Raw genomic sequence first — 14,691 nt, forward strand, 5'->3', positions numbered from 1 at the left:
CCCGCAGTGGATCCCGCACCCCCCGATCGGCGTCCAGGCATCGCCACGAACTGCCCCAACAGAGAAAAACCCCAGGTCACCGGTAATCTGCTGCGACGGAGGGGGACGCATCGGGTCGGGCGGCTCCCCTACTCACCGGCCCACTGTTCCGGCGCCTCGGCGGGCCGAGAAATTTTTTTCCCATTCCGCGTGTCGCGCCACTCCGAGCGCAGGTCAGAGTGCATACGAGCGGTATGTACGACTCGTGCCCGGACCGCGCGTGGCGATCCGGGCACGAGAGTCGAACGTCTCAGTCCGTCAGGAAGGCGAAGCCGTCCAGCGTGCGGGTGACGGCGGCCCGCAGGTCGGCGACGGACGGGCCGGCCCGCAGCACGTCGCGTGAGACGTTGGGCACGACCGCGCGCAGGTGGTCGCCTGCGAGTCGTCGCACGTCGTCGGCGGTGCCGCCTTGGGCCCCCACTCCGGGCATCAGGATAGGCCCGTGAAGGTCGGACAGGTCCGGCGCCTCGGTAAGGGTCGCACCGACCACCACACCCACGGAGCCGAGCCCTGCGGCCCCGTCCGTGCGGGCAGCGCTGTTGCGGTCAACGCACTCGTCCACCACGGCCTGCGCGACGGTGCGCCCGTCGTCGAGCCGCGCGCGCTGGAACTGGGCACCCTCGGGATTGGAGGTCGCCGCGAGCACGAACACCCCGCGGCCCGTTCCGGCGGCCAGATCGAGCGCCGGAGCGAGCGAGCCGAATCCCAGGTACGGGGAGACGGTCACCGCGTCCGAGCACAGCGGAGAGCCGTCCGACAGCCAGGTGCGCGCATAGGCGTCCATCGTGGAGCCGATGTCGCCGCGCTTGGCGTCCGCGAGGACGAGCACCCCCGCATCCCCCAGGTCGGCGATGGTGCGTTCGAGCACCGCGAGACCGGCGGAGCCGTAGGCCTCGAAGAACGCCACCTGCGGCTTGACGACCGCGACGGTGTCGCCGAAGGCCTCGACGCACAGTTCGCTGAACCGGGCCAGGCCGTCGACGTCGTCGCCGAGCCCCCACGCGGTGAGGAGCCCCGGGTGCGGGTCGATGCCCACGCACAGCGGCCCGCGGCGCCCGAGAGCGTCCGCGAGTCGCTGCCCGAAGGGTGTCACGCCTGTTCGGCGGGTACGCCGCGCAGCCGCGCGTGCATCCGCTGGATCGAGCTGACTCCGATCTCACCGCGCAGTGCCGCCTCGATACCCTGCACGGCCGCGGAGGCACCCTGCACCGTGGTGACGCACGGGATGTTCGCGGCGACCGCCGCACTGCGGATCTCGTAGCCGTCCACACGCGGACCGGCGTTGCCCCAGGGGGTGTTGATGACCATGTCCACGTCTCCGGCGCGGATGCGGTCGACGACGTCGAGTGCGCCTTCCGGCTTGTCCTCGCCGGAGACCTTGTGGACCTGCTCGCAGGGAACACCGTTGCGGCGCAGCACTTCTGCCGTTCCCACGGTAGCCATGATGTGGAAGCCCAGGTCGGCGAGGTGCTTGACCGGGAAGATCATCGACCGCTTGTCCTTGTTCGCGAGCGAGACGAAGACCGTGCCCGAGGTCGGCAGGGAGCCGTAGGCGGCGGTCTGGCTCTTCGCGAACGCGGTTCCGAAGTCGTCGTCGAGGCCCATGACCTCACCGGTGGACTTCATCTCCGGGCTGAGCAGGGTGTCGATGCCCGTGCCGTCGGCACGCCGGAACCGGTTGAAGGGCAGCACCGCTTCCTTCACCGCGACCGGTGCGTCGAGCGGGATGTCGCTGCCGTCGCCCTCGGCCGGGAGGATGCCCGCGGCACGCAGCTCGGCGATGGACTCGCCGAGCATCACCCGGGCGCAGGCCTTGGCGAGCTGCACCGCGGTGGCCTTGGAGACGAACGGCACCGTGCGGGAGGCCCGGGGGTTCGCCTCGAGGACGTAGAGGATGTCGTCCTTGAGCGCGTACTGGACGTTGAGCAGGCCCTTGACGCCGATGCCCTTCGCGAGCGCGGCCGTCGAGCGGCGGACGTTCTCGATGTCGGCGCGGCCCAGAGTGATCGGCGGCAGCGCACAGGCCGAGTCGCCGGAGTGGATGCCGGCCTCCTCGATGTGCTCCATGATTCCGCCGATGTACACGTCGGTGCCGTCGCACAGCGCGTCGACATCGATCTCGACGGCGTCGTCGAGGAAGCGGTCGACGAGCACGGGGCGGTCGTCGGAGATCTCGGTGGCGTTGGAGATGTAGGTCTCGAGCGCCTTCTCGTCGTAGACGATCTCCATGCCGCGACCACCGAGCACGTAGGACGGGCGCACCAGCACCGGGTATCCGATGCCGGCGGCGATCTCGCGCGCACCCTCGAAGGTGGTGGCCGTGCCGTACTTCGCGGCCGGCAGGTCGGCCTCGTCGAGCACGCGACCGAACTCGCCGCGGTCCTCCGCGAGGTCGATGGCCTCGGGCGAGGTACCGACGATCGGCACCCCGGCGGCCTTCAGTCGACGCGCCAGGCCGAGCGGGGTCTGGCCGCCCAGCTGGACGATGACGCCGGCGACGGTGCCGGACTCGCACTCGGCGCGGTAGACCTCGAGGACGTCCTCGAAGGTCAGCGGCTCGAAGTACAGGCGATCGGCGGTGTCGTAGTCGGTCGAGACCGTCTCGGGGTTGCAGTTGACCATCACGGTCTCGTAACCGGCCTCCGACAGCGTCAGCGCGGCGTGGACGCACGAGTAGTCGAACTCGATGCCCTGGCCGATGCGGTTCGGGCCGGAACCGAGGATGAGCACCTTGGGCTTGTCGCGCTGCTCGACGACCTCGGTCTCGGCCGCGGGGTCGAGCTCGTAGGTCGAGTAGTGGTACGGCGTCTTCGCCTCGAACTCGGCCGCGCAGGTGTCCACGGTCTTGTAGACCGGGTGGACGCCCAGCTCCTGACGGAGGGCACGGACATCGTCCTCGGAGGCGAACTGTGCCGGGCGCAGCGCCGCGATCTGCCGGTCGGAGAAACCGTGGTGCTTCGCATAGCGCAGCTCGGTGGCACCGAACTGCTCGGCCGTGCGGACGTCCTCGCCCAGCTCGACGATGTACGCGAACTGCTCGAGGAACCACGGGTCGATCTTCGTGGCGTCGAAGAGCTGCTCGACGGTCGCGCCGAGCTCGAGCGCCCGGGCGATCCGGTAGAACCGGCCGTCCGTGGGAGTGCGGATCTCTTCGAGGATCTCCTCGAGGGTGCCCTCGACCTCGGGGCCGGTCCAGAAACCGGCGGACTTGGTCTCGAGCGAGCGCAGCACCTTGCCGAAGGCCTCGGTGAAGTTGCGGCCGATCGACATGGCCTCACCGACCGACTTCATGGTGGTGGTGAGAGTGCCGTCGGCACCGGGGAACTTCTCGAACGCGAACCGCGGGGCCTTGACCACGACGTAGTCGAGGCTCGGTTCGAAGCAGGCCGGCGTTTCCTTGGTGATGTCGTTGACGATCTCGTCGAGGGTGTAGCCGATGGCGAGCTTGGCGGCCATCTTCGCGATCGGGTAGCCGGTGGCCTTCGACGCGAGCGCCGACGACCGCGACACGCGCGGGTTCATCTCGATGACGACGAGCCGGCCGTCGCGCGGATCCATCGCGAACTGGATGTTGCAGCCGCCGGTGTCGACACCGACCTCGCGCAGGATGGCGATCGAGAGGTCGCGCATCTTCTGGTACTCGCGGTCGGTGAGGGTCATCGCGGGAGCGACGGTCACCGAGTCGCCGGTGTGCACACCGACCGGGTCGACGTTCTCGATCGAGCAGACGATGACGACGTTGTCGGCGCCGTCGCGCATGAGCTCGAGCTCGTATTCCTTCCAGCCGAGGATGGACTCCTCGATGAGCACGTTCGCGGTGGGCGAGGCCGCGAGGCCGCCACCGGCGATGCGCTCGAGGTCGGCGTCGTCGTAGGCCATGCCGGAGCCGAGGCCACCCATCGTGAAGGAAGGGCGCACGACGACCGGGAAGCCGAGTTCGGCGACGGTCGCGCGGACCTCGTCCATCGTGTAGCAGACGGCCGAGCGGGCGGACTCGCCACCGCACTTGGCGACGATGTCCTTGAACTTCTGCCGATCCTCGCCGCGCTGGATCGCGTCGAAGTCGGCACCGATGAGTTCGACGCCGTACTTGTCGAGGATGCCGCGCTCGGACAGCGCGACGGCGGTGTTGAGGGCGGTCTGGCCGCCGAGGGTCGCGAGGACCGCGTCGATCGGGGTGCCGTTGGCCTGCTCGGTCGCGATGACCTTCTCGACGTAGTCGGCGGTGATCGGCTCGATGTAGGTCGAGTCGGCGAACTCGGGGTCGGTCATGATCGTGGCCGGGTTCGAGTTCACCAGGGAGACGCGCAGGCCCTCCTCGCGGAGCACCCGGCACGCCTGGGTGCCCGAGTAGTCGAACTCGCAGGCCTGTCCGATGACGATCGGGCCGGACCCGATGACCAGGACGTGGGAGAGGTCGGTACGGCGTGGCATCAGTTCTTCTCTCCCTCGAGCATGCGGGTGAAACGATCGAACAGGTAGGCGGCGTCGTGCGGTCCGGCCGCCGCTTCGGGGTGGTACTGCACGGAGAAGGCACGGCCGTCGAGGAGCTTGACGCCCTCGACCGCACCGTCGTTGGCGCAGGTGTGGCTGACGACCGCGCGACCGAACGGTGTGTCGAACTCCTGGCCGGCCTCACCTTCGAGCGCGAACCCGTGGTTCTGCGCGGTGATCGCGATGCGGCCGGTCTCGTGCTCGACCACCGGGATGTTGATACCGCGGTGACCGAACTTCATCTTGTAGGTGCCCAGGCCGAGTGCGCGGCCGAGGATCTGGTTGCCGAAGCAGATGCCGAACAGGGGCAGACCCTGGCCGAGCACCTCCTTGGTCAGGTGCACCGCGCCGTCGGCGGTCGCCGGGTCGCCCGGCCCGTTGGACAGGAAGACGCCGTCGGCCTTCAGGTCGAGGATGTCGTGCAGCGTCGCGGTGGACGGCAGCACGTGCACACGGATGCCGCGCTGGGCGAACATGCGCGGGGTGTTGGTCTTGATGCCGAGGTCGATGGCCGCGACGGTGAAGCGGGCCTCGCCGTCGGTCGGTTCGACGACGTAGCCGGAGGTGGTGCTCACCTCGCCGGCGAGGTCGGCGCCGAGCATCGAGGGCTGGCTCTTCACCCGGTCGAGCAGGACGTCGATGTCGAGGTCGTCACCCTTCCAGGCGAGGGCGTCGCCGGAGAAGATGCCGGCGCGCATCGAACCGCGGGTGCGCAGGTGCCGCACGAGTGCGCGGGTGTCGATGCCCGCGAGACCCACGATGTTCTGCCGCTCGAGTTCGTCTTGCAGCGAGCCGGTGGCACGCCAGCTCGACACGCGACGCGAGGGGTCGCGGACGATGAAGCCGGCCACCCAGATCTTGGACTCGGCGTGATCGCCGGTGGGGCCGACGGACTCGTTGTCCTCGTGGTTCCAGCCGGTGTTGCCGATCTGCGGTGCCGTGGCCACCACGATCTGCCGGTGGTAGCTGGGGTCGGTGAGGGTCTCCTGGTAGCCGGTCATGCCCGTGCTGAAGACGGCCTCGCCGAGGGTCTGTCCGACCGCACCGAAGGGGATGCCGCGGAAGACCCGTCCGTCCTCGAGGACCAGCACAGCCGTGCCGCCGCCGAATGTTCTGCCGCTCATGCGTTGTCTCCGTTCTTATCGACCGCACCAGAGCCGGCCGCACGGGCTGAGATCTCGCGTGTCGTGATCGTCGTGTTGTTCGTCGTGATCGTCATCGTCGTTGTGATCGTCACCGTCTCAAGATTTTTCGTCCGACCCGCTCGTCCAGAGCGGGTAGATCGACTTGTCGTCCCCGCGGAAGCCGGTGTCGACCTCCGTTCCCGAGGGCAGCTGCCAGCGGATGACCAGCACCCCGTCCTGGGACATGACCTTGCCCGCCAGACCGCGTTCGGTGCGGATCGCGCGGATCGAGTCCTGCGGGATCCAGATCGGGGATGCGCCGTCGCGTTCGAGCAGGGCACCGGATCGGTATCGGGTCAGTTCCGCGTTGGCGCGGTGGCCGAGATCACCGACCGCGATGCGGTCCTGCCAGCTCGGCGCGAGCGTGCTGCCGACGTACAGACCGGTGGTCGGCTCGACGAGCCGCTCCCCCAGCTCCGCCGGCACGGTCGGCAGTTCGCCGACCGCGTCCTGCTGGCGTCGGGCGCGTCCCTTCCAGCCCTTCCACATCAGCAGGACGAGCACGACCCAGAGCGCGAGGAAACCGACGGTGATGAGAAAGCGATCCATGTCGGTTCCTACCTTTCGGTCGAGCGCGGGAACACCGCACCGTCGCGGGCGGTGATCCGTCCGCGCAACACGGTGGTGGTGACCCGGCCCGGCAGGGTCATGTCCTCGTAGGGCGTGTTGTGGGAGATGCTCGCGAGGTCGGGACCGTGCACCGTCCACTCGGTATCCGGGTCGACGAGCACGATGTTCGCGGGTTCGCCCACCTCGAGGGGCCGGCCCTGATCGTCGAGGCCCACGATCTCCGCGGGACGCTCGCTCATGACCTTCGCGACGCCGCGCCAGTCCAGCAGGCCCGGCCGGACCATCGTCTCGATCACGACGGACAACGCCGTCTCGAGCCCGAGCATTCCCGGACGTGCCTGTGAGAACTCGCAGCACTTGTCCTGTTCGGCGTGCGGGGCGTGGTCGGTGGCCACGCAGTCGATGGTCCCGTCCGCGAGGCCGCGGCGCAGTGCTTCGACGTCGGATCTCTCGCGCAGCGGCGGATTGACCCGGTTGATGCCGTCGTAGCTCTCGAGACGCGAGTCGTCGAGGAGCAGGTGGTGCGGCGTGACTTCGGCGCTGATCGAGATGCCCTGCGAGCGCGCCCACCGGACGAGCTCGACGGTGCCGGCCGTCGACGCGTGGCAGATGTGCACGCGGGCTCCGGCGTCGCGGGCGAGCAGCGCGTCGCGGGCGACGATGGACTCCTCGGCGGCGCGGGGCCAGCCGGTGAGGCCGAGACGCGCCGCGGTCGGTCCTTCGTGCGCGACGGCACCGACGGTCAGCCGCGGCTCCTCGGCGTGCTGGGCGATGAGCACCCCGAGCGAGGCCGAGTACTCGAGCGCTCGACGCATGAGCAGCGGATCGTAGACGCACTTGCCGTCGTCGGAGAACATCCGCACGCCACCGACACCGGCGGCCATCGTGCCCATCTCGGCGAGCTGCTTGCCCTCGAGTCCGACGGTGACCGCACCCACGGGGTGGACGTCGACAAGCCCGACCTCGCGGCCGCGGCGCCACACGTGGTCGGTGACGACCACCGAGTCGGCGACCGGATCGGTATTGGCCATCGCGAACACCGCGGTGTACCCGCCGCGCGCCGCGGCGGCCGAGCCGGAGTCGACGGTCTCGGTGTCCTCCCGGCCGGGCTCGCGCAGATGCGTATGCAGGTCGACGAAGCCCGGGAGCATGATCTGCCCCGTGCCGTCGACGATCTCCGCGTCGTCGCCGACCTCGAGGTCGGTTCCGACGGCGAGGATCTGCTCGTCGCCGAGCAGCACGTCGACCGGATCGCCCTCGCCGTAGAGGCGGACGTTGCGGATGAGCACCTGCGGCGTCACCTGTGTGTCTCCTGTTCCTGTATCTCCCGGGTGGGAAGTGTGGGTCACGACAGGTTCCCTTCCGTCCCCACGAGCAGGCGGAAGAGCACCGCCATCCGCACGTGGACACCGTTGCTCACCTGTTGCAGCACCGCGCTCTGCGGGGCGTCTGCGACCGGGAAACCGATCTCCATGCCCCGGAGCATCGGACCCGGATGCAGGATCACGGCGTGCTCCGGCAGCAATGCCGCGCGCTTGGCGTTGAGTCCGTATCGAATCGAGTACTCGCGGGCGGACGGGAAGAACCCGCCGTTCATGCGCTCGGCCTGCACCCGCAGCATCATGACCGCGTCGAGGGTGGGAAGTTCGGCTTCGAGCGAATCGGCGACCGTCACCGGCCAGGTCTCCACCCCCACCGGCAGCAGGGTGCGGGGAGCGACGAGCACGACCTCGGCGCCGAGCATGCTCAGCAGCAGCGCGTTCGACCGGGCGACACGGCTGTGCAGCACGTCGCCGACGATGCCGATCCGGCGGCCTTCGATCGAGCCGAGACGCTGGCGCAGGGTGAGCGCGTCGAGCAACGCCTGAGTGGGATGTTCGTGGGTACCGTCGCCGGCGTTGACCACAGCCGGTCCGGAGCCGGATTCGTTGGTCCACTGCGCGATCCGGTGCGCGGCACCGGAGGCGGAGTGACGGACCACCAGCGCGTCGGCGCCGGCGGCGTGCAGGGTCAGCGCGGTGTCGCGCAGCGATTCGCCCTTCTTCACCGACGAACTGGACGCCGAGACGTTGATGACGTCAGCGCTCATCCACTTGCCGGCGACCTCGAAGGACACGCGGGTGCGGGTGGAGTTCTCGTAGAAGACGGTCATGATGGTGCGGCCGCGCAGCGTGGGGAGCTTGCGCACCTCACGCCCGAGCAGTGCCTGCTCGAACCGCTCGGCCTCGTCGAGAAGCCCCGTCGCGGAGTCCTTCGTCAGATCCGCGATGGTGAGCAGGTGTTTCACTGGGACTTGCCTCCGGAGATCTCGACGGCGTCGCGCCCGTCGTGTTCGGTCAGCAGCACGCGGACGTCCTCGCTGCGCGCGGTGGGGACGTTCTTGCCGACGTAGTCGGCCCGCAGCGGCAGTTCGCGGTGGCCGCGGTCGACGAGGACCGCGAGTTGCACCGCGCGGGGTCGTCCGAGATCGCGCAGGGCGTCGAGCGCGGCGCGGACGGAGCGTCCCGAGAACAGGACGTCGTCGACGAGGACGACGAGAGTGTTGTCGACTCCGCCCTCGGGCACCGAGGTGCGCTCCAGCGGGCGGTGCGGCTTCGTGCGGAGGTCGTCGCGGTAGAGCGTGATGTCGAGCGAGCCGACCGGGACACGGACGCCGGCGAATTCCTCGATGCGGTCGGCGAGGCGCTGGGCGAGGGTGATCCCGCGGGTGGGGATGCCCAGGAGTACGACACGCGGTGCGTCCTCGGGGGTGTCGAGAGCGGTCTTCTCGATGATCTGGTGTGCGATACGGGAGATCGTCCGGTGGACGTCGGCAGCGGAGAGCAGCTCACGCGCCGGCACGCCGGTACCGGAGGACGTAGTGGGGGTAGAAGCTGTGGACCCGTCCTCGGACACGGCCATACAGCGACCTCCTTCTCCGCCTCACTGGACGGATCGTTAAAGGATGCCTGACAGTTGTCGAGCCTATCAGCGTCGACGTCCGCCCCGGCACGGATGACGGGTGAAGCGCAACACAGGCCCGGATGCGTGAGCGGGCCCGGCGGGAGTCTTCCCACCGGGCCCGCTCACGGTGCCTCGTGTCGTCGCTCACCCGAGAAGGGTGACGAAGTCAGGACTCGTTCGAGCCCTGATCCTGCGACTCCTGCGCCGGCCGGGCGAGGGTGGCAGCGGCTGCTGCACGCACCTGGTCGGCGACAGTGACGATCTGACCCAGCACCCCGTTGACGAAGGCCGGCGAATCGTCGGTGGACAGCTGCTTCGCCAGCTCGACCGCCTCGTCGACGGCCACCACGGGCGGCACGTCGGTCGCGTGGAAGAGCTCCCACACCGCGATGCGCAGGATCGCGCGGTCGACGGCGGGAAGGCGGTCCAGCGTCCATTCGTGCAGGTGATCGGCGATCACTCGGTCGGTCTCGTCGAGGTTGTCGGCGACACCGCGGATGATGGTCTGCGCGTATGCCGGCACCGGCGCGACCTGGTCGTCGTCGATCGCGAGTTCGACGCGATCGGCCGCGAGGTCGACGGGGTGCACGTCGCGGGCCTCTGCCTCGAAGAGCAGGTCCACGGCGCGCTTGCGGGCCTTGTGGCGGGCCCCGAGCTTCTTCTGGTTACCGGACACTCAGGAATTCACTCGCCCGAGGTAGCTGCCGTCGCGGGAATCGACCTTGAGCTTGTCGCCGGTGTTGATGAACAGCGGGACCTGGATCTCGGCGCCGGTCTCGAGGGTCGCGGGCTTGGTGCCGCCGGTGGAGCGGTCGCCCTGCAGGCCCGGATCGGTGTGCTGGACGACGAGCTCGACCGTGACCGGGAGCTCGACGAACAGCGGGACGTCCTCGTGCGTGGCGACCTGCACGGGCATGTTCTCGAGCAGGAAGTTGGCGCTGTCGCCGAGCAGTTCGGGCGAGATGGTGATCTGGTCGTAGGTCTCGCCGTCCATGAAGACGTAGTCGGTGCCGTCGTTGTAGAGGTAGGTCATGTCGCGGCGATCGACGGTGGCGGTCTCGACCTTGACACCGGCATTCCAGGTCTTGTCGACGGTCTTGCCCGACGTCACATTCTTGAGCTTCGTGCGCACGAAAGCAGGACCCTTGCCCGGCTTGACGTGCTGGAACTCGATGATCTGCCAGAGCTGTCCGTCGATTTTCAGAACGAGGCCGTTCTTGAAGTCACTGGTATCAGCCACTTGGTTCGTGTCTCCTAGGGTCGAGGAACCGCCCTCAAATGACGGTCAATGTCTTGTCGGTGAGCGTGAGCAACTCCGGAGTATGCTCCCGCACCACGAGCGTGTCTTCGATCCGCACGCCTCCGCGCCCCGAGAAGTACACGCCCGGCTCGACGGTCACCGCCGCACCGGCGACAAGTGTACCGGTCGCCGCGGCGCCGATTCCGGGCGCTTCGTGGATCTCGAGGCCGACTCCGTGGCCCAGCCCGTGCAGGAACAGGTCGGCGTAGCCGGCCTCGGCGATCACGGTGCGCGCGGCGGCGTCCACCGCGGCGCAGTCGACACCGGGCGCGAGCGCCTCGCGTCCGGCCTGCTGCGCGCGCAGGACCAGCTCGTACAGGTCGCGCTGCCAGTCCGCGACGCGGCTCAGCACGTAGGTGCGCGTCATGTCGGAGTGGTAACCGCCGATCTGCGCCCCGAAGTCGAGTTTCACGAAGTCGCCCTCCGCGAGGACCGCGCCGGTCGGGCGATGGTGCGGGATCGCCGAATTGGCACCGGCGGCGACGATCGTCTCGAAGGAGATGCCGTCGGCACCGTGCTCGAACATGCGCCATTCGAGATCGCGGGCGACCTCCTTCTCGGTTCGACCCGGACGCAGACCGCCCGCCGCGATGAGGTCCGCCAGTGCGCGATCGGCCGCACCGCATGCCTCGCGCAACAGACCGATCTCGTGTTCGTCCTTCACCGCCCGCAGGTGTTCGACGAGCCCGGGAGCGGGAACGAAGCGGACGGACACGCCGAGCTCGCCCCACCGCGACCGTTCGTCGACCGTGACGACGTGACTCTCGAATCCCCAACGCGCAGAACCTGTTCCGAACTCGGTGACGAGGTGAGCGGCCGACGACCGGGCGATCACGGCCCGCAGGTCGGGGACCTGCTCCCCCACCTGCGTGACGTAGCGGCCGTCGGTGCAGATGACGGTGCGCGTCTCGTTCTCGTCGTCCTCGGTGGAGACGATCAGCGCCGCGTTGGATCCCGTGAAGCCCGTGAGGTAGCGGATACCGGTCAGATCGGTCACCAGCAGCGCATCGAGTTCGCGTTCGGCGAGCAGCGCACGCAGCGCTCGACGGCGGGAGGCGTGGTCGGCAGACATATCGCTCAACCTACCGCGATCACGGCTGTGGGACGGGACACACTGTCGGCTTCGCCACCCGTTACGCTGAGGTACATGAAACCCTGGTTGCTCCGCGGACTCGGGCTCGCCCTGGTCCACGTGGTCGTGCGCGTCCTGCTCGGTGCCGCTCTCATCCAGTGGCCGTTGCAGGGATCGGTACTGCGCTGGCTGGGCTTCGCCGTGGTGGTCGTCGCAGCGTTCGTCTGGGCCGGTCTCGACGGCATCCGCGACCACCGCGCCCATCCCGACGCCGACGAGGGCGACGACCTGACGATGCGCTGGCTCGCCGCCGGTGCGGTCACCGGCCTGGTGGGCGGGGTCCTCACCTGGCTCGTCGACACCGTCACCCCGATGCCGGTGGGTGTGACGTCCCTGTTCTTCGAGATCACCTCCGGTGCCGCGTTCACCGTGCTTCTGGTATTCCTGCCGGCGATGGCGGCGGTGACGCTGGGCCGGTTCTTCGCGCGCCGGAACGAGCGCAAGGCCGCCCGCGACGACGACTGGTCGGTCCACCGCGATCACCACGCGCCCGCAGGCGTCGGAGCGGCCGCGGGTTCCGCTCCCGCGAACTCCGCGCAGCAGACCGATCCCGCCTGGCGCAGCGACGACTCGCCCACCGAGGTGTTCCCGAGGGTCGATCCGAAACAGTGAGACCCGAGTAGTGAGACCCACAGCAGTGAGACCACCCGCCCCCGCACATCCGGGGGCGGGTGCTCAGTTTTCCGAGTTGTGACGGTCAGTAGAGGTAGCCGACCCCGAGGAGCCGACCATGACCGACATCACCGAGACGCTCGACCTGACTCCCGCGACCCGCCGGATGGAGCGCATCCTGGCGGGGATCGACGACGCCCAGTTGCCGGGGCCCACACCGTGTTCCGAGACCTCCGTCGGTGCGCTCGTCGACCACGTGCTGGGCCTGTCCCTTGCGTTCACGGCCGCGGCGCGCAAGGACATCGGCCCGCACACCGACACTCCCCCGCAGCTCACGAGCGAACTGCCGCCGGACTGGCGACGTCTCGTTCCCGACCGACTCGGCGACCTCCGCGGAGCGTGGAGCGATCCCGCAGCCTGGGAGGGCATGACGCGCGCGGGCGGCCTCGACCTGCCCGCGCCGGTCGCCGGACTCGTCACGCTCGACGAACTCGTCGTCCACGGCTGGGACCTCGCCGTGGCCACGGGACAGCAGTACTCCTGCGAGCCCGACGAAATCGCCGCGTGTACCGCATTCGCGGAGAGCATCACCGACGAGGAACGCGTCGCCGACGGGGGCGGCCTGTTCGGTCCGGCCGTCCGGGTGGGCGACGACGCTCCGCCGCTGGAACGCCTGATCGGACTCACCGGGCGCGACACGTCGTGGAGACCGCCCGCATAGAACCAGGCGGTCGACCAGGTGGTCAGAGCAGTACGGTTCGCGCGTCGGCCTTGCCTTGGCGCGCGACCTCGGAATAGGCCGCCGCGAGCAGGGTCGGGTCGGGTCCCTCGAGCCTGCCGGGCTTCGCAAGTCCGTCGAGGACGACGAACCGAAGCATGCCGGCACGGTTCTTCTTGTCGGTCTGCATGCCCGCGAGCAGATCGGCGAAGGCGTCGGGATCGTAGGTGGTGGGCAGGCCGACGGATTCGAGGATCGCGCGGTGCCGGTCGGCGGTGGCGTCGTCGAGACGCCCTGCGAGCCGGCCGAGTTCGGCCGCGAAGACCAGGCCCACCGACACGGCGGCGCCGTGGCGCCAGCGGTACCGCTCGCGACGCTCGATGGCGTGGCCGAGGGTGTGACCGTAGTTGAGGATCTCGCGCAGGCTCGACTCCTTGAGGTCGGCCGCGACCACCTTCGCCTTGACCTCGACCGATCGCCGGATCAGCTCGGGCAGCACCGTCCCGGCAGGATCGAGCGTGGCCTGGGGGTTCTCCTCGATCAGGTCGAGGATCACCGGATCGGCGATGAAGCCGGTCTTGATCACCTCGGCGAGTCCGGCCACGATCTCGTTGCGCGGCACCGTCTCGAGGGTCGCGAGGTCGACGAAGACCGCCGAGGGCTCATGGAACGAACCGACGAGGTTCTTGCCCGCCTCGGTGTTGATGCCGGTCTTGCCGCCCACCGCGGCGTCGACCATCGCCAGCAGCGTGGTGGGGATGTGGTAGACCCGTACGCCGCGCATCCACGTCGCGGCCACGAAACCCGCGAGGTCGGTGGCGGCACCGCCGCCGAGGCTGATGACGGCGTCCGAACGGGTCAAGCCGATGCGGCCGAGCACCTCCCAGCAGAATCCGGCGACGGCCAGCTCCTTGCCGTCCTCGGCGTCGGGGATCTCGATGCGGTGGGCGTCGATGCCGGTCTCGGCGAGCGCCTCCCGCACGGCCTCGGCCGTCGCGGTGAGCGTCGGCTGGTGGAAGATCGCGACGGTCCGCGTGCCGGACAGTTCTTCGACGACGTCACCGAGCAGTCCCCGGCCGATGATCACCGGATAGGGCTGGGCGGTCTCGACGTCGATGCGTATCGGTTCGGTCACGGTGTGGGGCTCCGATCCTCGCTGATGGTCTGGCTGGTCGCGGCGTCCGCCGCTTCGAGTTTGGCGAGCACCTGCTGGACGACCCGCCCGGGGCTGCGGCCGTCGGTGCGCACCCGGATGGTCGCCGCCTGCCGGTACAGCGGGCGGCGGCGACGCATGAGGTCGCGGTATTTCTGGGCCGGATCACCACCGGCCAGCAACGGCCTGGTTCCGGCGGCGCCGACCGCGCCGGTGCGACGCAGTCCTTCCGCCACGCTGATCTCGAGATAGACGACGGTGTGTCCGGCCAGTCGCGCGCGGGTGCGCTCCGAAAGGATCGCTCCCCCGCCCAGGGACACCACACCGTCGTGGGTGTCGAGGGCGCGCGCGACCACCTCTTCCTCGGTCTCCCGGAAGGCCGGTTCGCCGTCCTGGGAGAAGATGTCGGGGATGGTCCGGCCGGTCACACGCTCGATCTCGGCGTCGGTGTCGAGCAACGGCAGCTCGAGCGCGTTCGCGACCCGACGACCGATCGTCGACTTGCCCGCTCCCGGCGGGCCGATGAGTACCAGGCGAGGCGACATG

At 69.3% G+C, this 14,691-nt stretch carries 14 protein-coding genes; 2 read left to right on the plus strand and 12 right to left on the minus strand.

What is annotated here, in order from left to right:
- Positions 1-289 precede the first annotated feature (289 nt).
- The 10 genes from pyrF to NVV99_RS02235 form a co-directional block, all read right to left on the minus strand.
- The gene (pyrF, locus tag NVV99_RS02190) at positions 290-1,132 is read right to left on the minus strand and encodes an orotidine-5'-phosphate decarboxylase (RefSeq protein WP_024100786.1); all 843 of its coding nucleotides are present in this window, start codon (positions 1,130-1,132) and stop codon (positions 290-292) included.
- Complete coding sequence (gene carB / locus NVV99_RS02195) at positions 1,129-4,473, minus strand: carbamoyl-phosphate synthase large subunit (RefSeq protein WP_024100785.1); 3,345 nt, start codon at positions 4,471-4,473, stop codon at positions 1,129-1,131. Before carB ends, pyrF begins: the two co-directional genes overlap by 4 nt.
- A complete protein-coding gene (gene carA / locus NVV99_RS02200; protein WP_006551447.1) occupies positions 4,473-5,657 on the minus strand; it encodes a glutamine-hydrolyzing carbamoyl-phosphate synthase small subunit in 1,185 nt (394 codons plus the stop codon). Before carA ends, carB begins: the two co-directional genes overlap by 1 nt.
- A gap of 117 nt (positions 5,658-5,774) precedes the next feature.
- Positions 5,775-6,266 carry a hypothetical protein gene (locus NVV99_RS02205; RefSeq protein ID WP_006551446.1) on the minus strand — a complete coding sequence of 164 codons (492 nt, stop codon included), beginning with the start codon at positions 6,264-6,266 and terminating at the stop codon, positions 5,775-5,777.
- Between the two features lie 8 nt (positions 6,267-6,274).
- Positions 6,275-7,588 (minus strand): dihydroorotase, encoded by a 1,314-nt coding sequence (locus tag NVV99_RS02210; RefSeq protein ID WP_024100784.1) that lies wholly within the window; start codon positions 7,586-7,588, stop codon positions 6,275-6,277.
- 44 nt (positions 7,589-7,632) lie between these two features.
- Positions 7,633-8,574 carry an aspartate carbamoyltransferase catalytic subunit gene (locus NVV99_RS02215; protein WP_016691672.1) on the minus strand — a complete coding sequence of 314 codons (942 nt, stop codon included), beginning with the start codon at positions 8,572-8,574 and terminating at the stop codon, positions 7,633-7,635.
- Positions 8,571-9,188 (minus strand): bifunctional pyr operon transcriptional regulator/uracil phosphoribosyltransferase PyrR, encoded by a 618-nt coding sequence (gene pyrR / locus NVV99_RS02220; protein ID WP_024100783.1) that lies wholly within the window; start codon positions 9,186-9,188, stop codon positions 8,571-8,573. The genes NVV99_RS02215 and pyrR overlap by 4 nt, the downstream gene beginning before the upstream one ends.
- Before the next feature lie 208 nt (positions 9,189-9,396).
- A complete protein-coding gene (gene nusB, locus NVV99_RS02225; RefSeq protein ID WP_006551442.1) occupies positions 9,397-9,906 on the minus strand; it encodes a transcription antitermination factor NusB in 510 nt (169 codons plus the stop codon).
- A complete protein-coding gene (efp, locus tag NVV99_RS02230; protein ID WP_006551441.1) occupies positions 9,907-10,470 on the minus strand; it encodes an elongation factor P in 564 nt (187 codons plus the stop codon). It lies immediately after the preceding gene.
- 34 nt (positions 10,471-10,504) lie between these two features.
- The gene (locus NVV99_RS02235; RefSeq protein WP_006551440.1) at positions 10,505-11,602 is read right to left on the minus strand and encodes a Xaa-Pro peptidase family protein; all 1,098 of its coding nucleotides are present in this window, start codon (positions 11,600-11,602) and stop codon (positions 10,505-10,507) included.
- A 75-nt stretch (positions 11,603-11,677) separates the two neighbouring features.
- Between NVV99_RS02235 and NVV99_RS02240 the strand changes: the two genes are divergently transcribed.
- Positions 11,678-12,274, plus strand: coding sequence for a B-4DMT family transporter (locus tag NVV99_RS02240; RefSeq protein WP_024100782.1), 597 nt, complete (start codon positions 11,678-11,680; stop codon positions 12,272-12,274).
- A gap of 118 nt (positions 12,275-12,392) precedes the next feature.
- Positions 12,393-12,995, plus strand: coding sequence for a TIGR03086 family metal-binding protein (locus NVV99_RS02245; RefSeq protein ID WP_024100781.1), 603 nt, complete (start codon positions 12,393-12,395; stop codon positions 12,993-12,995).
- Between the two features lie 22 nt (positions 12,996-13,017).
- Here NVV99_RS02245 and aroB read toward each other — a convergent pair whose 3' ends face one another.
- Both aroB and NVV99_RS02255 read right to left on the minus strand, forming a co-directional pair.
- Positions 13,018-14,127, minus strand: coding sequence for a 3-dehydroquinate synthase (aroB, locus tag NVV99_RS02250; protein WP_024100780.1), 1,110 nt, complete (start codon positions 14,125-14,127; stop codon positions 13,018-13,020).
- Positions 14,124-14,690, minus strand: coding sequence for a shikimate kinase (locus tag NVV99_RS02255; RefSeq protein ID WP_006551436.1), 567 nt, complete (start codon positions 14,688-14,690; stop codon positions 14,124-14,126). The genes aroB and NVV99_RS02255 overlap by 4 nt, the downstream gene beginning before the upstream one ends.
- Position 14,691: the final 1 nt, after the last annotated feature.

The sequence above is a fragment of the Rhodococcus sp. PAE-6 genome, assembly GCF_025290685.1.
Classification (GTDB): Bacteria; Actinomycetota; Actinomycetes; order Mycobacteriales; family Mycobacteriaceae; genus Rhodococcus; species Rhodococcus pyridinivorans.